Source organism: Streptomyces luteogriseus (genome assembly GCF_014205055.1).
GTDB lineage: Bacteria > Actinomycetota > Actinomycetes > Streptomycetales > Streptomycetaceae > Streptomyces > Streptomyces luteogriseus.
The window spans coordinates 6,768,119-6,786,396 of the sequence record NZ_JACHMS010000001.1; the positions used below are offsets into that span (position 1 = coordinate 6,768,119).

Annotated in this window: 18 protein-coding genes; 6 read left to right on the forward strand and 12 right to left on the reverse strand. The window is 70.5% G+C overall.

The genetic code is table 11. The features are described 5' to 3' along the window. Nucleotides 1–94 precede the first annotated feature (94 nt). The 7 genes from BJ965_RS30150 to BJ965_RS30180 form a co-directional block, all read right to left on the reverse strand. The gene (locus tag BJ965_RS30150; protein ID WP_313667267.1) at nucleotides 95–892 is read right to left on the reverse strand and encodes an SURF1 family cytochrome oxidase biogenesis protein; all 798 of its coding nucleotides are present in this window, start codon (nucleotides 890–892) and stop codon (nucleotides 95–97) included. A gap of 49 nt (nucleotides 893–941) precedes the next feature. Next, complete coding sequence (locus BJ965_RS30155) at nucleotides 942–1,175, reverse strand: hypothetical protein (RefSeq protein WP_078615365.1); 234 nt, start codon at nucleotides 1,173–1,175, stop codon at nucleotides 942–944. A 79-nt stretch (nucleotides 1,176–1,254) separates the two neighbouring features. Continuing rightward, nucleotides 1,255–2,253 (reverse strand): DEDDh family exonuclease, encoded by a 999-nt coding sequence (locus tag BJ965_RS30160; RefSeq protein ID WP_184912961.1) that lies wholly within the window; start codon nucleotides 2,251–2,253, stop codon nucleotides 1,255–1,257. A gap of 245 nt (nucleotides 2,254–2,498) precedes the next feature. Continuing rightward, nucleotides 2,499–3,497 (reverse strand): CopD family protein, encoded by a 999-nt coding sequence (locus BJ965_RS30165; protein WP_313667270.1) that lies wholly within the window; start codon nucleotides 3,495–3,497, stop codon nucleotides 2,499–2,501. A gap of 74 nt (nucleotides 3,498–3,571) precedes the next feature. Further along, on the reverse strand, nucleotides 3,572–4,102 hold the full coding sequence (locus BJ965_RS30170) for a hypothetical protein (RefSeq protein WP_184912966.1): 531 nt from the start codon (nucleotides 4,100–4,102) through the stop codon (nucleotides 3,572–3,574). Nucleotides 4,103–4,188: 86 nt separating this feature from the next. Further along, a complete protein-coding gene (locus tag BJ965_RS30175; protein WP_184912968.1) occupies nucleotides 4,189–5,724 on the reverse strand; it encodes a S8 family peptidase in 1,536 nt (511 codons plus the stop codon). A gap of 62 nt (nucleotides 5,725–5,786) precedes the next feature. Further along, nucleotides 5,787–7,316 carry a S8 family serine peptidase gene (locus BJ965_RS30180; protein WP_184912971.1) on the reverse strand — a complete coding sequence of 510 codons (1,530 nt, stop codon included), beginning with the start codon at nucleotides 7,314–7,316 and terminating at the stop codon, nucleotides 5,787–5,789. A 254-nt stretch (nucleotides 7,317–7,570) separates the two neighbouring features. Between BJ965_RS30180 and BJ965_RS30185 the strand changes: the two genes are divergently transcribed. From BJ965_RS30185 to moaA, 3 genes are all read left to right on the forward strand, one after another. Continuing rightward, the gene (locus BJ965_RS30185) at nucleotides 7,571–7,927 is read left to right on the forward strand and encodes a DUF485 domain-containing protein (protein WP_184912973.1); all 357 of its coding nucleotides are present in this window, start codon (nucleotides 7,571–7,573) and stop codon (nucleotides 7,925–7,927) included. Next, on the forward strand, nucleotides 7,924–9,549 hold the full coding sequence (locus BJ965_RS30190) for a solute symporter family protein (protein ID WP_184912976.1): 1,626 nt from the start codon (nucleotides 7,924–7,926) through the stop codon (nucleotides 9,547–9,549). The genes BJ965_RS30185 and BJ965_RS30190 overlap by 4 nt, the downstream gene beginning before the upstream one ends. 171 nt (nucleotides 9,550–9,720) lie before the next feature. After that, nucleotides 9,721–10,710, forward strand: coding sequence for a GTP 3',8-cyclase MoaA (moaA, locus tag BJ965_RS30195; protein ID WP_184912978.1), 990 nt, complete (start codon nucleotides 9,721–9,723; stop codon nucleotides 10,708–10,710). Between the two features lie 8 nt (nucleotides 10,711–10,718). Here the strand turns inward: moaA and BJ965_RS30200 are convergent, their stop codons facing one another. Then, the gene (locus tag BJ965_RS30200) at nucleotides 10,719–10,949 is read right to left on the reverse strand and encodes a hypothetical protein (RefSeq protein ID WP_030852356.1); all 231 of its coding nucleotides are present in this window, start codon (nucleotides 10,947–10,949) and stop codon (nucleotides 10,719–10,721) included. A 236-nt stretch (nucleotides 10,950–11,185) separates the two neighbouring features. Beyond that, on the reverse strand, nucleotides 11,186–11,581 hold the full coding sequence (locus tag BJ965_RS30205) for a DUF3099 domain-containing protein (RefSeq protein ID WP_184912980.1): 396 nt from the start codon (nucleotides 11,579–11,581) through the stop codon (nucleotides 11,186–11,188). Nucleotides 11,582–11,826: 245 nt separating this feature from the next. Between BJ965_RS30205 and BJ965_RS30210 the strand changes: the two genes are divergently transcribed. Continuing rightward, complete coding sequence (locus tag BJ965_RS30210) at nucleotides 11,827–12,102, forward strand: GlsB/YeaQ/YmgE family stress response membrane protein (RefSeq protein WP_184912982.1); 276 nt, start codon at nucleotides 11,827–11,829, stop codon at nucleotides 12,100–12,102. Nucleotides 12,103–12,161: 59 nt separating this feature from the next. Here BJ965_RS30210 and tyrS read toward each other — a convergent pair whose 3' ends face one another. Genes tyrS through BJ965_RS30225 form a run of 3 tightly spaced genes read right to left on the reverse strand, consistent with a single transcriptional unit; the run spans nucleotide 12,162 to nucleotide 16,388 of the window. Continuing rightward, nucleotides 12,162–13,430 carry a tyrosine--tRNA ligase gene (tyrS, locus tag BJ965_RS30215; protein WP_184912984.1) on the reverse strand — a complete coding sequence of 423 codons (1,269 nt, stop codon included), beginning with the start codon at nucleotides 13,428–13,430 and terminating at the stop codon, nucleotides 12,162–12,164. A 43-nt stretch (nucleotides 13,431–13,473) separates the two neighbouring features. Further along, a complete protein-coding gene (locus BJ965_RS30220) occupies nucleotides 13,474–14,868 on the reverse strand; it encodes a metallopeptidase TldD-related protein (RefSeq protein ID WP_184912986.1) in 1,395 nt (464 codons plus the stop codon). After that, nucleotides 14,865–16,388, reverse strand: coding sequence for a TldD/PmbA family protein (locus BJ965_RS30225; protein WP_184912988.1), 1,524 nt, complete (start codon nucleotides 16,386–16,388; stop codon nucleotides 14,865–14,867). The genes BJ965_RS30220 and BJ965_RS30225 overlap by 4 nt, the downstream gene beginning before the upstream one ends. A 273-nt stretch (nucleotides 16,389–16,661) precedes the next feature. Here BJ965_RS30225 and fabG point away from each other — a divergent pair, with 273 nt between their 5' ends. Together fabG and fabI are read left to right on the forward strand one after the other, a co-directional pair. Next, a complete protein-coding gene (gene fabG / locus BJ965_RS30230; protein ID WP_030852336.1) occupies nucleotides 16,662–17,381 on the forward strand; it encodes a 3-oxoacyl-[acyl-carrier-protein] reductase in 720 nt (239 codons plus the stop codon). Nucleotides 17,382–17,386: 5 nt separating this feature from the next. Further along, a complete protein-coding gene (fabI, locus tag BJ965_RS30235; RefSeq protein WP_030852333.1) occupies nucleotides 17,387–18,154 on the forward strand; it encodes an enoyl-ACP reductase FabI in 768 nt (255 codons plus the stop codon). Nucleotides 18,155–18,278: the final 124 nt, after the last annotated feature.

The following is an 18,278-nucleotide window of genomic DNA, read 5'->3' on the forward strand; positions in this document are numbered from 1 at the left end:
GTGGCAATCAGGGCGGGGGCCGGGGGAGTGATGTGCCCTGGCCGACGTGACGGGGGCGTCCGCCCGACGCCCCGGGCCCATCCACCGCCGGTGTCTACACCGCCGCCGGCTCGGCCTCCGAGGTGTCGGCCGCCTCGGCCGCCTTCTGGGCCCGGTCCCTGGCCTCGCGGCGGGCCAGGACCGTCCAGCCGACCGGGACGGCCGCGGCGAACAGCCACCACTGGATGGCGTACGCGTAGTTCAGCGCCGCGTCCTCCTTGCCGGGGTTGCCCATCAGCTCGGGGGTGTCGCCCTTGGGTTCGGGGGACGTCTGGGCGATGTAGCCGCCGAGCACCCTGGCGTCCAGGCGCCGGGCCTGCTGCTCACTGTTGATCAGCATGATCTGCCGGTCCGGCAGGCCCTGGAGGTTCTTGATGCCGCTCGCCGCGGTCGTCTCGTCGGGCATCAGCCGCCCCTCGACGGTGACCTCGCCGCCCGGCGGGGCGGGGACCTTCGGGAACGTGGTCTGGCTCGGGCCGTCGGAGGGGATCCAGCCCCGGTTGACCAGCAGCACCTTGCCGTCGTCCAGGACGAACGGGGTCAGCGCGTGGTAGCCGACCTCGTCGTCGGAGTTGGTGCGGCGCCGGACGACGACCTCGTTCTCCGTGTCGAAGCGGCCCTTCGCCGTCACCGTGCGGTACCGCTCGGCGCTGGTCACGGTGTGCCCGGGCGCCGTCAGCTTCTCCACGGGCACCGGCTCGGCCGCCAGCGCGTCCGTGACCAGCTGGTTCCGGGCGGTGCGCTCCTCGTAGCGATGCATCTGCCAGAAGCCCAGCCTGATCATCGTGGGGATGAGGAGCAGGGCGATCAACGTGAGGATCATCCACTGCCGGGACATCAGGAAGCGGTACACCCCACGACCGTACAACTCGGTCGTGGGGTGCATTCAGGCGGGTACGGGTTCACACCTTGTCGACAATTCCTGCCTTTCCCTCCGCGCGGGCGCAGTGGGCACCGCAGTACCAGTGGCCCTCGACCTCGACGCCCTGGCCGATGATCTGCACCCGGCAGTGCTCGCAGATGGGGGCCATGCGGTGGATCGCGCAGGAGAAGCAGTCGAAGACGTGCACCGCGCCCTGCGCGTGCACCTCGAAGGTCATTCCGTACTGATTGCCACATACCTCACAGGTCGCCATGCGCCACAGGGTGGGCTGTCGTCCGCGATCGGGCGAGTGGGCGCCGGGCGAGTCGCCCGGCAATCACCCGTCCGTACGGTCACCCCTCCGCCGGTTCCACATCCGCGAGGAGCTGCCCGAACGCCGCCTCGTCCACGACCGGCGTGCCGAACTGCCGGGCCTTGAGGACCTTGGACGTGCCGGAGTCCGGGTCGTTCGTGACGAGCAGGCTGGTCAGCCGGGACAGGCTCGTGGCCACATGCAGCCCGGCCTCGGTCGCGCGGTCCTCCAGCAGCTCCCGCTCGGTGGAGGTGTCGCCGGAGAAGGCGACGCGCATGCCCTGCTTGAGCCGCCCGCCCGGCTCGTACCGCCCGGGGTTGGGGTAGGGGCAGGCGGGGCGCTTGCGGGACGGGCGCCAGCTGGTCGGCCGGTAGCCGCCGTAGCCTCCGGGGCCCGCCTGCCGGCCGATGTGGGGCGCGGCGGGACGGTCCGTCCATTCGGTCAGCGGCCGGCACTCGTGCAGCGGCAGCCGTACGTTCTTCGCCGCCGCCGCCCGCAGACTCGGGCGGAACGCCTCCGCCAGCACGCGCGCGTCGTCCAGCGCGTGGTGCGCCCGCTGCTGGACGACGCCGAAGTGCGCGGCGAGGGACTCCAGCTTGTGGTTGGGCAGTGGCAGCCCGAGCTCCTTGGAGAGCGCGATGGTGCACAGCCGCTGCCGCACCGGCGCCTCGCGCTCGGCGCGTGCGTACTCCCGGGCGATCATCTGCCAGTCGAAGACGGCGTTGTGCGCGACCAGGACCCGGCCGTCCAGCCGGGCGGTGAACTCCTCGGCGATGTCCGGGAAGAGGGGCGCCCCCTCGAGCGCCTCGCTCGTCAGCCCGTGGATCCACACCGGTCCCGGGTCGCGCTCGGGGTTGACGGTCGTGTACCAGTGGTCCTCGACCTCGCCACGCTCGTCCAGCCGGTAGACCGCCGCGGAGATGATGCGGTCGTCCCGGGCCAGGCCCGTGGTCTCCACGTCAACGACCGCGTACCCCTTGGGATACGCGGCCGGCCACGGCGTGGCGGAGAACACTGCGGTCGTGAGGTCTTCCAGCATGGTTCCCGAGGATACGGGCCGCGACTGACAGCCCCGCCCGCCAGGTCCGTCCGCCGGGGCCCTTCGACGCCCCCTCAGGCGTGTTGTCCGGTCTGTCCGTTCACGGGGCGTACGTCTGATCGATATTCAGTCGATCAGACGTACGTTGCGTCCATCGGCGCCTTCTTCGTCCATCGGCGTCCTTCTCGTCCCGTACCGACGTACGGAGAGATGCGGGCCCTCCGAGACCGGCCCGCGCGCTGGCGTCACCAGCGGATGGGCACCGGAAGCACCGTCAGCAGACCGGACGCCGCGACCGCAAGACCGAGGGCGGCGACCTCGGCACGGGCCGGCGCACAGGCGGTCAGCGGGTCGGCCGCCCGGCGCAGCCGCTGTCTGGCCCATCCGGCGAGGGCGGCGATGGCCACCACGAGGAGCACCTTGGCGAGCAGCGCGCGCCCGTACGCCGTCCCCGTGAGCTGCTCCAGAATCGTCTCCGGCGGCATCCGGCGCAGGGAACTGCACACGCCCGTCGCGGTGATGGCGGCGAGCAGCACGACCGCCACGCGCGCGTAGAGACCCAGCAGGGCCGCACCGGCCGCCGTGTCGTCACGGCCGGACCGGAGCCGCAGCATGCGCAACGCATGGAGGAGTCCCCCCGCCCAGAGGGCCGCGCAGGTCAGGTGGACGAGCGTCAGTGCGGAGCCGGTCAGCGGGCTGTACTCGGTCGTGGGGTGGGCGCGCAGGGCCTCGGCGACGACCACGGCGGCCAGGGGCCACGCCTGCGAGGCAGGCCGGCGGGACACGGCGCACAGCCCCGCCACCAGGAACGCGTTGACCTCCAACAGGGCCAGCTTGCCGTCCCGGGACGCGTGGAGTCCGCCGACGTCGATGTCCGAGACCTCGCCCGGCACGAGATTGCCGGTGGCCACGAGCGTGGCGAGCCCGAGGGCGGCGACGAAACCGGCGGCGGCCGCGAAGGGGGACCAACTGCGGGGCACGGGCCGGTCTCCGGTCTCCGTGCCGGGCAGCGAACGCGCCAGCCGGTTCACGAACAGTTCGCCGACGGGTATGCACAGCGTCGCGAACAGCACCGTGCGCAGCAGGGCCATGCCGCCGGCGCCGGGCACCTCGGCCTCGCCGGTGCCGTGCAGCGCGGCGGACGGGCCGAGCAGCGGGATCGACGCGGCCAGTGCCACCAGCACCAGGGCGGCGACGGTTCGGCCCGCGCCGGTGGGCCGCAGCGGGCCGCGCGAATCGGTCACCCCGGGTATCGGTCTTGGCGAAGTCACCCCAGGATCTTCACCAACCTCCACACGGCCGGGCAAGTCGGCCTTGTTCAATCAACCCGGGACGCGGCCGCCCACCACAGCCGCACCTCCTTGTTCTCGTCCGTCGGCCGCAGCTCCCACCCCTGCGCGAGCGCGACATCGGCGACGTACCACCCGCCGACCCCCCGGTAGTGCCGCAGGGGTATCGCGCACTCCACGGGCGGCCTCGGCTTCTTCGGCTCGATCGGGGCGGAGGCCCGGGCGGTCCACTTGCCCACCACCTTCTCCACGCGTGCCTTGTAGTACTCGACGTCGCCCTCGTGACGCAGCTCCCGCCAGGACACGCACCAGGAGGCCAGCCGCCCGACGCGGTCCATCGTCCAGCCCAGCGTGTCGAGGTAGCCGCGTTCGAGGGTTTTGCTGAAGGTCGTGACGACCTCCGCGAACATGCCGACGACGAAGAACACGGCGAACACCGCCGCCCACAGCACACACACCACCGGAAACCACACCACACTGCCGGCGAACCGCAGGGCCAACTGCCACTGGGGCCGCGTGGGTCGGGCTGTCCAGGTCTTCGGATCCTCGTACACGTCCATGACAAGGGATCCTGCCGCAGACAGGAAACGGGCCGGACGGATGCCCCCGTCCGGCCCGGATCACCTTCACACGAGCTCTACTTGCTCTACTTGGTCACCGCGTCCAGCGCGTCCGCGACGCCCCAGCCGTAGAAGCCGTTGCGGTTCTTCGAGCCCTCGCACACCGCGTCGATCTTGCCGTCGCCGTTGATGTCGTACGGGTCCGTGCACGGCGTGGCGTCGGCCTCCGCGTACAGCAGGGCCTTCACCAGGGCCGGAGAGGCGTACGGGTGCGTCGACTTGATGAGGGCGGCGACACCCGCGACGTGCGGGGACGCCATCGACGTACCGGCCATGTAGCCCCACTTGCCGCCCGGCAGCGTGCCCAGGATGAGGCCGCTCGTGGCCGGCGCGTCCGGCTTCTGGTAGGCGGTCGAGTCACCGCCCGGGGCGGCTATGTCGATGACGCCCAGACCGTGGTTGGAGAAGGACGACTTGATGCCCTTCGCGCCCGTCGAGGCGACCGTGACGACACCCGGCAGCTGCGTCGGGATGTCGAGGCACTTCGAGGGGTCGACGACCCGGTCGCCCGGCGTGGTGTCGTTCGGGGACGACGGGTCGGTGATCTCGTCGGAGGCGAGGTCGTAGTTCTCGTTCCCGGCCGCGGCGACGTTGACCGCGCCCTTCTTCTCCGCGTACCGCGAGGCCCGGCCGACGGCCTCCACCAGCGCCTTCTGGTCCGGGTCGTTCTTGCAGTTGAAGTACCAGGGGTCCGTGTAATAGCTGTTGTTCGTCACGTCGACCCCGTGCTCGGCCGCCCACACGAAGCCGCAGACCACGGCCTCGGTGTAGAAGAAGCCGGCGGTGGTGGACACCTTGATGCCGGAGACCTTCACCCCGGGCGCGACACCGGTCATGCCCACGCCGTTCTTGGCGGCGGCGATCTCACCGGCGACATGGGTGCCGTGCGGGCTCTCCTCGGCGCTCGGCCGCCAGGCCCCGTCGGCCGTGTCCGGCTTGCCCGACACACAGTTGACCGACGCCTTGCGGTCGAAGTTGGGCGCGATGTCGGGGTGGGTGTCGTCGACACCGGTGTCGATCACGGCGACCGTGACCTTCTTGCTGCCCAGCGTCTTCTCGTGTGCCTTGTCCGCCTTGATGGCCGGCAGGTCCCACTGCTGGGGCTGGAGCGGGTCCTGCCCGGCGGGGGCGTCGGCCCCGGCGACCTCGGCAGCGCTCAGCACCTTCGGCGCGCCCAGGTCACCGGTCGACGCCGAGGGCAGCGGAGCGGTGCGGGTGGCGCCCGCCGACTGCACGCCGCGCACCTTTCGGATGGTCTTGGCGAAGTCGGCGTTCGAGGAGTGGACGACGATGACGCCGATCTGGTCGTACGACGTCACGATCGTGCCGCCGGCCTTCACGACGGCCTTCTTCACGTACGCCGAAGTGCCGTGTCCCGGCCTGACGTTGACGACGTAGCTGAGCGGGGTCGCGTCGGCCCGGGCCGCCGCCGCGGGCGCGGGGGCGGGGGCGTCCTCGGCGGCCGTGGCCGCGGTGTTCGGCAGGAACGCGAGGGCCGTGGCCATGGCCATCCCGGCCGGGATGGCGGCGGCGCGACGGTAGCGCGCGTACGGCGCAGTCATGGTGTCTCCAGTTCGTTCACGGTACGAGCTGATCTTGCGAGGGGTCCCGGTGAGCGGTCGGGTCACTTGACCGCGCGCAGCGCGTTGACGATGCCGTGCCCGTAGAACCCGTTGAGGCGCTTGCCGCCCTCGCAGACCGCGTCCTGCGTGCCGTCGCCGTCCTGGTCGTAGGAGGCGGGGCAGGCGGTCTCGTCGGCCTGGGCCTTCAGAAGCGCCTGGAGCTGGGCCGGAGACGCCCAGGGGTGCTTGGACTTCAGCAGCGCGGCGACGCCGGAGGCGTGCGGCGAGGCCATCGAGGTGCCCTGCAGGAAGCCCCACGTGCCGTTCGGCAGGGTGGACAGGATGCGGCCGTCCTTCGAGGGCGTATCCGGGATCTGGTAGCGGCGGTCACCACCCGGGGCGGCGACGTCGACGACGCCCTTGCCGTACGTCGAGAAGTACGACTTCACGCTGTCGACGCCCGTGGAGCTCACCGTGACGACACCCGGCAGCTGCGTCGGGATGTCGAAGCACTCGTGCGGGTCGATGGTGCGCTCGGCGGGCGTGGTGTCGTTCGGGCTGGAGTCGTCGACGATCGCGTCCGCGTCCAGGTCGTGGTTGGAGTTGCCCGCCGCGGCGACGTTCAGCGTTCCCTTCTTCTGGGCGTACAGCTGCGCCCTGTTGACCGCGGTGACGACGGCGCGCTGGTCCGGGTCGTCCATGCAGTTGTACAGCCACGGGTCGACGTAGTAGCTGTTGTTGGTGATCTCGACGCCGTGGTCGGCGGCGAACACGAACGCGCAGACGACGCTCTCCGGGTAGAAGAGGCCGTTCGCCCGGTCGGTCACGTTGATGCTGGACACCTTCACACCGGGAGCGACGCCCGCGACGCCTATGCCGTTGCGGGCGGCGGCTATCTCACCCGCGACGTGCGTGCCGTGGTAGTCCTCGGCGGTGTACGGACGCCAGGCGCCCTCGCTGGTGTCGGGCTTGCCGCCGGCGCAGTTGGCGGACTGCGACGCGGAGAAGTTCGGGGCGATGTCGGGGTGGGTGTCGTCCACGCCGGTGTCGATCACGGCGACGGTCACCTTGCGGCTGCCCGGGTTGATCTGAGCGGCCTTGTCGGCGCCGATGGCGCGCAGGTCCCACTGGTCCGCCTCGAGGGGCTCGCTCTCAGTGGTCTTCGCCGAGGCGGCCTCGGTGCGCTCGGCCTGGGCGTCCGTCAGGTACTCGACCGCGCCCTCCTCCTTCGTCCCCGCGGCCGCCAGCGGCGCCGTCCGCGTCGCACCCGCCGACTGCACCCCGCGCGCCTTGCGGATCGCCTTGGCGAAGTCGGGGTTCGAGGAGTGGACGACGATCACGCCGATCCGCTCGTACGTGGCCACGACCGAACCGCCGGCCTTCGCGATCGCCTTCTTCACCGACGCGATCGTGTGGCGGTCCATCTTGGTGTTGACGACGTACGCCAGCTTCGGCGCGTCCGCCGTCCGGGTGGCCGGCGCCGCCTGCGGGGCCGCCGACGCGGCGGCCGGCAGGAAGCCCAGCGAGGCCGTCAGGGACAGCGCGACGGGCACGGCGAGAGCGAGCCGGCGTCTGGAACGCAAGTGAGACATGGGGTCTCCACATCCTCCGGAAACGAAACCGGCCCGAGGCACAGGTGGTGCTCGGGCAGGTACATGACGTGGTGGTGCAGGGTGAAGCTATCCCGGCCTCTCGCTGGCCAGCAACGCTTTGTCGAAACGACTTCGGAAAGAACGCCGGGCCGTTGAACCGGTTCTCACGTGCCGCCGTGACGTTGAACAAGGAGCGCGAGGACACTCGCCTCCGCCCCCGTTCACAACCGCTTCCGTCATTGCGAGGAGACCTCGTGGCCACCGACGCACCGCCCCCCTCGAAAGAGCAACACAAGCTCCCCTCACCCGAGGAGTTCGCCGAGGTGCAGGAGAGCGCGGAGTTCGGTGAACTGCGCCGCTCCTACCGCTCCTTCGCCTTCCCGCTGACCATCGGCTTCATCGCCTGGTACCTGCTGTACGTCCTGCTCTCGAACTACGCGGGCGGCTTCATGGGCACCAAGCTGTTCGGCAACATCAACGTCGCCCTCGTCCTCGGCGTCGCCCAGTTCGTCACCACGTTCCTCATCGCCTGGTGGTACTCGCGGCACGCCGCCGCGAACCTCGACCCCAAGGCCGAGGCCATCAAGACCCGGATGGAGAGCGGCGCATGAGCCCCGTACAGCACACCCTCCTCGCCGCGAACGAGGCCAGCGAGCACCGCCCGCTGATCATCACCCTCTTCGCGCTGTTCGTTCTCGCCACCCTCGGCATCACCATCTGGGCGGGCCGCCAGACCAAGGACGCCGCCGACTTCTACGCCGGCGGCCGCCAGTTCAGCGCCTTCCAGAACGGCCTCGCCGTCTCCGGCGACTACATGTCCGCCGCGTCGTTCCTCGGCATCGCGGGCGCCATCGCCCTCTTCGGCTATGACGGCTTCCTCTACTCCATCGGCTTCCTGGTCGCCTGGCTGGTCGCCCTGCTCCTGGTGGCCGAGCCGCTCAGGAACTCCGGCCGCTACACCATGGGCGACGTCCTCGCGTACCGCATGCGCCAGCGCCCGGTCCGCACCGCCGCCGGCACCTCCACCATCGTGGTGTCGATCTTCTACCTGCTGGCCCAGATGGCCGGCGCGGGCGTCCTCGTCTCGCTGCTGCTCGGCATCACCTCCGACGCCGGCAAGATCCTCATCGTCGCCCTCGTCGGCCTCCTGATGATCGTCTACGTCTCCATCGGCGGCATGAAGGGCACCACCTGGGTGCAGATGGTCAAGGCCGTGCTGCTCATCGGCGGCACCATCCTGATCACCTTCCTGGTGCTGCTGAAGTTCAACTTCAACATCTCCGACCTGCTCGGCCAGGCCGCCGAGAACAGCGGCAAGGGCGCCGCCTTCCTGGAGCCCGGCCTGCAGTACGGCGCGACCGGCACCTCCAAGCTCGACTTCATCTCCCTCGGCATCGCCCTGGTGCTCGGCACCGCCGGCCTGCCGCACATCCTGATCCGCTTCTACACGGTGCCCGACGCCAAGGCCGCCCGTAAGTCCGTGAACTGGGCGATCGGCATCATCGGCGGCTTCTACCTGATGACGATCGCCCTCGGCTTCGGCGCCGCAGCGCTGATCTCCCAGGACGAGATCATCGCGTCCAACCCGTCCGGCAACACGGCGGCACCTCTGCTCGCCCTGCATCTGGGCGGCGTCGACTCCACGTGGGGCGCGATCCTGCTCGCCACGATCTCGGCGGTGGCCTTCGCGACGATCCTCGCCGTCGTCGCCGGACTCACCCTCGCCTCGTCGTCCTCCTTCGCGCACGACATCTACGCCAACGTCATCCGCAAGGGGAAGGCCTCCGGCGCCGAGGAGGTCCGCGCGGCCCGCTGGGCGACCGTCGCCATCGGCATCGTCTCCATCGGCCTCGGCGCCCTCGCCCGCGACCTGAACGTGGCCGGCCTGGTCGCCCTCGCCTTCGCGGTCGCCGCCTCCGCCAACCTCCCGACGATCCTCTACAGCCTGTTCTGGAAGCGCTTCACCACCCAGGGCGCGCTGTGGTCGATCTACGGCGGTCTGATCGTCGCCGTCGGCCTGGTGCTGTTCTCGCCCGTCGTCTCCGGCGACCCCAAGGCGATGTTCCCCGAGGTCGACTTCGCCTGGTTCCCGCTGAAGAACCCGGGCATCATCTCCATCCCCTTCGGCTTCCTCATGGGCTGGCTCGGCACGGTCCTGTCCAAGGAGGAGCCCGACGCCAAGAAGTACGCGGAGCTGGAGGTCCGGTCCCTGACCGGCACCGGAGCCCACTGAGCACGACCCCTCCCGCGCGGCCGTGTCGTAGGAACCTCCAGGTCCCTGCGGCCCGGCCGCGCCGTGCGTCGTGGGATCGGGCCTGTGGCGTTGTCGGTGGCGTCACGTAGGCTCGCAGGTGTCGGAGAAGCAGTGCCGCACGCATGATCCGCGACGAGGGAGGGGGCCCACGTGCTCATCGACACCTACGGCCGGGTGGCCACCGACCTGAGGGTCTCACTGACCGACCGGTGCAACCTGCGCTGCACGTACTGCATGCCCGAGGAGGGCCTGCAGTGGCTGGCCAAGCCCGACCTGCTCACGGACGACGAGATCGTCCGCCTGATCGACATCGCGGTCACGTCCCTCGGGATCGAGGAGGTCCGCTTCACCGGCGGCGAGCCGCTGCTGCGCCCGGGCCTGGTCGGCATCGTCGAGCGCGTCGCGGCGCTGGACGCCCGTCCCCAGATGTCGCTGACGACCAACGGCATCGGCCTCAAGCGCACGGCGGCGGCCCTGAAGCAGGCGGGCCTGGACCGGGTCAACGTCTCCCTCGACACGCTGCGCCCGGACGTCTTCAAGACCCTCACCCGCCGCGACCGCCACAAGGACGTCATCGAGGGCCTGTACGCCGCCCGCGACGCCGGCCTGACCCCGGTCAAGGTCAACTCCGTCCTGATGCCGGGGCTCAACGACGACGAGGCCCCCGACCTCCTCGCCTGGGCCGTGGAGCACGACTACGAGCTGCGCTTCATCGAGCAGATGCCCTTGGACGCCCAGCACGGCTGGAAGCGCGACGGCATGATCACGGCCGGGGACATCCTGGCCTCCCTGCGCACCCGCTTCGAACTGACCGCCGAGGGCGAGGAGAAGCGCGGCTCGGCCCCGGCGGAGCGCTGGCTGGTCGACGGCGGCCCGCATGTCGTCGGCGTCATCGCCTCCGTCACCCGCCCGTTCTGCGCGGCCTGCGACCGCACCCGCCTCACCGCCGACGGCCAGGTCCGCACCTGCCTGTTCGCCCAGGAGGAGACGGACCTGCGCGCCGCCCTGCGCTCGGGCGCCCCGGACGAGGAGATCGCCCGCATCTGGCGCCTGGCGATGTGGGGCAAGAAGGCGGGAGCGGGCCTGGACGACCCGACGTTCGTGCAGCCCGACCGGCCGATGTCGGCCATCGGCGGCTAGGCCCGTCGTCAGGAGTCCCGGGACGGGGAGTCCTGGGACTCCCACTCCTTCAGCAGGACCACGTCCTTCAAGAACCCCCGCACGCCGAGGAACTGCGACAAGTGCTCGCGATGCTCCTCACAGGCCAGCCACGTCTTGCGCCGCTCCGGCGTATGGATCTTCGGGTTGTTCCACGCCAGCACCCACACGGCCTCGGCGCGGCAGCCCTTCGCGGAACAGATGGGCGTCTCGTCACTCACAGCTTCGTCTCACCACTGCACATCATCACGGCACAAAAGGCGACGCCGAGCAGCCACGGGGGGAGCTGCCCGGCGTCGGTCCGTCGCTCCGACGGGGGATGCGGAGCGCGTACGAAGTATGTCACGGGTAACCCCGGGCCCGGCACTGGAACAACATGATTGATCTGAGCTTTTCTTGAGCTTGGCGCGAAGATGGCTTCCCTTCGCGATCTTCCGTGAGGTCTGCCCGGGCGCCCCTATCGCTCGGACGATTCGCTCCCCGCACCCGGCACCGGCCCGGACGCGGTGTCTTCCGCGGCGGATCCCGCCGGCCCGTCACCGGGGCCCGACGGCGCGATCATGGGACGCGTCTGCGACACCACGTACGTCGACGGCAGAGACGGCGCGTTCTCGCGCCCCGCGTTCGCGATCACCACCGCGATGTACGGCAGCACCAGCCCGAGCACCAACGCCACGATGGCGACGTGCCGTTCGACGTTCCACAAGGTGGCCGCGAGGATCACGGAGATCGTGCGGACCGTCATCGAGATCACGTACCGGCGCTGCCGCCCGCGTACGTCCTCCTGGAGTCCCGTCCGGGCGCCGGTGATCCGGAAAACCTGGACGTTGCCGCCGCCATGCTGCTTCCGCATCGCATTCCACCATCCGCCCGTATCGGACTGTCCCCGCCCCGTGGCCGCCCTCGGCCGGTCGGGGAAACCTGGCCAGGACAGCTTCCACGGTACGCCTGGCCTGCGGCGGCCACGAGACCGGGTGGCGCGCCACCGGGGCGAACGGTCTGCGCCGTCCCGCGGACGGCCCGCGTCGGCATGCGGCGTACGGTTCCTGGGCCGACACTGGCCGTAGTGCTCACGTCGAGCCGTACGAGGAGGCAGCGATGGGCTGGTTGTGGGCGATCATCGTAGGACTGGTACTCGGCCTGATCGCCAAGGCGATCATTCCGGGCAAGCAGCACATTCCCCTGTGGCTGACCGTCATCCTGGGCATGATCGGCGGCATCGCCGGCAACGCCATCGCCCGGGCGGCCGGAGTCGACGCCACATCGGGAATCGACTGGTGGCGGCACGTCTTCCAGCTGGTGATGGCGATCATCCTCGTCGGTCTCGGCGACCGGGCCTGGACAGCGGCCAGGGGAGACAGACAGAGGGCATAACGCGGAGTACGGCGAAGGGGGCGGCCTCCTGAACGGAGACCGCCCCCTTCCTCGTGCTCTCAGCCGCTCGTGACCTCGACCGCGGCCAGGTTCTTCTTGCCCCGGCGCAGCACCAGCCAGCGGCCGTGCAGCAGGTCCTCCTTGGCGGGGACGGCGTCCTCACCGGCGACCTTGACGTTGTTCACGTAGGCGCCGCCCTCCTTGACCGTGCGGCGCGCGGCCGACTTGCTGGCCACCAGGCCGACCTCGGCGAAGAGGTCCACGGCCGGACGGAGCTCGGCGACCTGGATGTGCGGCACCTCCGACAGGGCCGCGGCCAGCGTCCGCTCGTCCAGCTCCGCCAGCTCGCCCTGGCCGAAGAGGGCCCTGGACGCGGCCATCACGGCAGCCGTCTGGTCGGCGCCGTGCACCAGCGTCGTCAGCTCCTCGGCCAGCGCGCGCTGCGCGGCCCGGGCCTGCGGACGCTCCTCGGTCTGCCGCTCCAGCTCCTCCAGCTCCTCGCGGGAGCGGAAGGACAGGATGCGCATGTACCGGGAGATGTCCCGGTCGTCCACGTTCAGCCAGAACTGGTAGAACGCGTACGGCGTCGTCATCTCCGGGTCGAGCCAGACGGCGCCGCCCTCGGTCTTGCCGAACTTGGTGCCGTCCGCCTTGGTCATCAGCGGTGTCGCCAGCGCGTGCGCGGTCGCGTCCGGCTCCAGGCGGTGGATCAGGTCCAGGCCCGCGGTGAGGTTGCCCCACTGGTCGCTGCCGCCCTGCTGCAGCGTGCAGCCGTAGCGCCGGTACAGCTGGAGGAAGTCCATGCCCTGCAGCAGCTGGTAGCTGAACTCCGTGTAGCTGATGCCCTCGGAGGACTCCAGGCGCCGGGCCACGGAGTCCTTCGTCAGCATCTTGTTGACGCGGAAGTGCTTGCCGATGTCACGGAGGAACTCGATGGCGGAGAGGTTCTCCGTCCAGTCGAGGTTGTTGACCATGACGGCCGCGTTCTCGCCCTCGAAGTCCAGGAACGGCTCGATCTGGGCGCGCAGCTTGGCGACCCAGCCGGTGACCGTCTCCGGGTCGTTCAGCGTGCGCTCCGCGGTCGGGCGCGGGTCGCCGATCAGGCCCGTGGCACCGCCGACCAGCGCCAGCGGCCGGTGACCGGCCTGCTGGAGCCGGCGCACGGTGAGCACCTGCACCAGGTGCCCCACGTGCAGCGACGGCGCCGTCGGGTCGAAACCGCAATAGAACGTGACGGGACCGTCCGCGAGCGCCTTGCGCAAAGCGTCCTCGTCAGTGGACAGGGCGAACAGCCCGCGCCACTTCAGCTCGTCGACGATGTCCGTCACGGTTCTCGTATCTCCTTGAGTGGGCTCGTAATCAGGTACGAGGTTATACGCCCTGGCTGACAGAGCTCATATTGAAGTCGGGCACCCGCAGGGCCGGCATCGCGGCCCTGGTGAACCAGTCGCTCCATTCCCTCGGCAGCGTCTTCTCGGTCCGCCCCGCCTCGGTGGCCCGGCCCAGCACCCCGACCGGCGACTCGTTGAAGCGGAAGTTGTTCACCTCGCCCTTCACCTCGCCGTTCTCGACGAGGTAGACGCCGTCCCGGGTCAGACCGGTGAGCAGCAGCGACGCCGGGTCGACCTCGCGGATGTACCACAGGCAGGTCAGCAGCAGCCCGCGCTCGGTGTTCGCGACCATCTCGTCCAGGGAGCGGTCCTCGCCCCCGTCCAGGACGATGTTGTCGATCCCCGGCGCCACGGGCAGGCCGGTCAGGCCCGCGCTGTGCCTGCTGGTCGTCAGATGCCGCAGCTCGCCCTCGCGCATCCACTCGGTGGCCGCCAGCGGCAGTCCGTTGTCGAACACCGACTGATCGCCCCCGGAGGAGTGCGCGATCACGAAGGGCGCCGACTCCAGACCCGGCTCGTTCGGGTCGCTGCGCAGCGTCAGCGGCAGGTCGGTCAGCTTCTCGCCGACCCGCGTGCCGCCGCCCGGCTTGGAGAACACCGTGCGGCCCTCGACCGCGTCCCGGCCCGATGCCGACCACATCTGGTAGATCAGCAGGTCCGCCACGGCCGTCGGCGGCAGCAGCGTCTCGTAACGCCCTGCGGGCAGCGCCAGGCGCCGCTCGGCCCACCCGAGGCGCACGGCCAGTTCCGCGTCCAGGACCGCCGGGTCGACGTCCTTGAAGTCCCGCGTGGAGCGCCCGGCCCACGCGGACCGGGTCCGGTCCGGTGACTTGGCGTTCAGCTCCAGCGTCCCGTTCGGCTGGTCGTGCCGCAGCCGCAGCCCCGTGGACGTGCCGACGTACGACGAGACCATCTCGTGGTTGGCGAAGCCGTACAGCTCCCGGCCGCCCGCACGCGCGCGTGCGAAGGCCTCGCCGAGCGCGGGGGCGAAGTCGGCGAACACGGCGGAGGAGGTCTCGACGGGGGCCTCCGTGAACTCCGGCGACCGCGGCACGCCCGTGACCAGCGGCTGCGCGTCCTCGGCGGGACCGGCGCCGCGCGCGGCGGCTTCGGCGGCCCGCACCAGGGGCTCCAGCTCGTCGGGGGTCACGGCGGACCGCGACACGACACCGGAGGCCGTGCCCTCCTTGCCGTCGACCGTGGCGACGACGGTGAGCGTGCGCCCGCGGGTGACACCGTTCGTGGTCAGCGCGTTGCCCGCCCAGCGCAGGTTCGCGGTGGACTGCTCGTCGGCGATGACGACACAGCCGTCCGCCCGGGACAGTTCGAGGGCGCGCTCGACGACCTCGTGCGGTTTGCTGGAACGCGCGCTCATCGACCGGCCTCCTGGTTCGTGTTCAGAATGCTGACGCCCTTGAAGAGGGCCGAGGGGCAGCCGTGCGAGACGGCCGCGACCTGCCCCGGCTGGGCCTTTCCGCAGTTGAAGGCGCCGCCGAGCACATAGGTCTGCGGCCCGCCCACCGCGGACATCGAGCCCCAGAAGTCGGTGGTCGTCGCCTGGTAGGCGACATCGCGCAGCTGCCCGGCGAGCCGCCCGTTCTCGATGCGGTAGAAGCGCTGACCGGTGAACTGGAAGTTGTAGCGCTGCATGTCGATCGACCAGGACCGGTCGCCGACGACGTAGATGCCGCGCTCCACACCCCCGATCAGGTCCTCGGTCGACATCCCGGCCGGGTCCGGCCGCAACGACACGTTGGCCATGCGCTGCACCGGCACATGCCCGGGGGAGTCGGCGTAGGCGCAGCCGTTGGACCGCTCGAAGCCGGTGAGCTTCGCGATCCGCCGGTCCAGCTGGTAGCCGACGAGCGTGCCGTCCTTGACCAGGTCCCAGGACTGGCCCTGGACGCCCTCGTCGTCGTAGCCGATGGTGGCCAGGCCGTGCTCGGCGGTGCGGTCGCCGGTGACGTTCATCAGCTCCGAGCCGTAGCGCAGCTTGCCGAGCTGGTCGAAGGTGGCGAAGGAGGTGCCGGCGTAGGCGGCCTCGTAGCCGAGCGCCCGGTCGAGCTCGGTGGCGTGCCCGATGGACTCGTGGATGGTCAGCCACAGGTTGGACGGGTCGACGACCAGGTCGTACAGGCCCGGCTCCACGCTCGGCGCCCGCATCTTCTCGGCGAGCAGCTCCGGGATCCGCTCCAGCTCGCCCGCCCAGTCCCAGCCGGTGCCCGTCAGGTACTCCCAGCCGCGTCCCACCGGCGGCGCGAGGGTGCGCATCGAGTCGAACTCGCCGCTCGACTCGTCCACCGACACGGCGTTGAACACCGGGTGCAGCCGCACCCGCTGCTGTGTGGTCACCGTCCCCGCGGTGTCGGCGTAGAACTTGTTCTCGTGGACCGTGAGCAGTGAGGAATCGACATGGTCGACGCCGTCGGCCGCCAGCAGCCGGGCGCTCCACTCCGCGATCAGCCCGGCCTTCTCCTCGTCGGGCACGGAGAAGGGGTCGGTCTCGTACGACGAGATCCACGTCTTCTCGGCGTGCACCGGCTCGTCGGCCAGCTCCACACGCTCGTCCGAGCCGGCGGCCTTGATCACCTGGGCGGACAGCTTGGCCATCGCCACCGCCTGCCCGGCGACCCGTGCTGCGGCGTCCATGGTGAGGTCGACGCCGGACGCGAAGCCCCACGTACCGCCGTGCACCACCCGCACCGCGTACCCGAGGTCGGTGGTGTCCGACGACCCGGCGGGCTTGGCGTCCCGGAACCGCCAGGAGGCGCCCCGCACCCGTTCGAACCGGAAGTCCGCGTGCGCGGCGCCCAGTGCACGCGCGCGTGCGAGGGCCGCGTCGGCGAGGGCGCGTAGGGGGAGGGCCGTGAAGGCCTCGTCGATGGTATGAGGCACCGCCGTCTCTTTCTGTCGAGGTGACCGTGGTTGCCGTACGTCGTGACTGCTCCGCATCATGTCGTCCATCCCGCGCGCGGGCCACGCGTTTCCGGAGCCGGACCGGCGGGTTTCTGTAGGGACCCGACAGTGAGTCCCGTACGCCACTGTCGGTGCCCGATTGTCCGCGGGCGTGCCCGGACCGATAGGTTTTCGAGGAAGCCGCCTGTCGTCACCGCCTGTCTTGTCCAGGCGGCCGGGCGGGCATCAGACCGCTATCGAAAGGGTGATCCGTTGAGCCGCTCGGTTCTCGTCACCGGAGGCAACCGGGGCATCGGCCTCGCCATCGCCCGCGCTTTCGCCGATGCCGGCGACAAGGTCGCCATCACATACCGCTCGGGTGAGCCGCCGGCCGCCCTGACGGAATTGGGCTGCCTGGCCGTCAAGTGCGACATCACCGACGCCGAGCAGGTGGAGCAGGCCTACAAGGAGATCGAGGAGGCCCACGGCCCCGTCGAGGTCCTCATCGCCAACGCGGGCATCACCAAGGACCAGCTCCTGATGCGCATGTCCGAGGAGGACTTCACCTCGGTCATCGACACCAACCTCACCGGCACCTTCCGCGTCGTGAAGCGCGCCAACCGCGGGATGCTGCGCGCCAAGAAGGGCCGCGTGGTGCTCATCTCGTCGGTCGTCGGTCTGTACGGCGGCCCCGGCCAGTCGAACTACGCCGCCTCCAAGGCCGCCCTGGTCGGCTTCGCGCGCTCCCTCGCCCGTGAGCTGGGCTCGCGCAACCTCACCTTCAACGTCGTCGCGCCCGGCTTCGTCGACACCGACATGACCAAGGTGCTCACCGACGAGCAGCGCGAAGGCATCGTGAAGCAGGTGCCGCTCGGCCGGTACGCGCAGCCGGAGGAGATCGCCGCGACGGTGCGGTTCCTCGCCTCGGACGACGCCTCGTACATCACTGGAGCCGTCATCCCCGTTGACGGCGGACTGGGAATGGGTCACTGATCACCATGAGCGGAATTCTCGAGGGCAAGCGCATCCTGATCACGGGTGTGCTGACGGAGTCCTCCATCGCCTTCCACACCGCGAAGCTGGCCCAGGAGCAGGGCGCCGAGATCATCCTCACGGCGTTCCCGCGGCCCACGCTCACCGAGCGCATCGCGAAGAAGCTCCCCAAGCCCACCAAGGTCATCGAGCTCGACGTCACCAACGACGAGCACCTCGGGCGGCTCGCCGACATCGTCGGCGAGGAGCTCGGCGGCCTCGACGGTGTCGTGCACTCCATCGGCTTCGCCCCGCAGGACGCCCTCGGCGGCAACTTCCTCAACACGCCGTTCGAGTCGGTCGCCACGGCCATGCACGTCTCGGCGTACTCCCTGAAGTCGCTCACCATGGCCTGCCTGCCGCTGATGCAGAACGGCGGCTCCGTCGTCGGTCTGACGTTCGACGCGCAGTTCGCCTGGCCGCAGTACGACTGGATGGGCCCGGCCAAGGCCGCCCTGGAGGCCACCAGCCGCTACATGGCCCGCGACCTGGGCAAGCAGAACATCCGCTGCAACCTCGTCTCGGCCGGTCCGCTCGGCTCCATGGCCGCCAAGTCCATCCCGGGCTTCAGCGAGCTGGCCTCCGTATGGGACGACCGCTCCCCGCTGGAGTGGGACCTGAAGGACCCCGAGCCCGCCGGCCGTGGCGTCGTCGCGCTGCTGAGCGACTGGTTCCCCAAGACCACGGGCGAGATCATCCACGTGGACGGCGGTCTGCACGCCATCGGCGCCTGATCTCCCGTACGTCCTCGACGCCCCGTTTCCCGCAGCGCGCGGGGAGCGGGGCGTCACCCGTTCGGCGCAGCCGACCGGGCGGGACAGGCCCGCAACTGGGCACTCTGGAGTACGCGTTCACCAC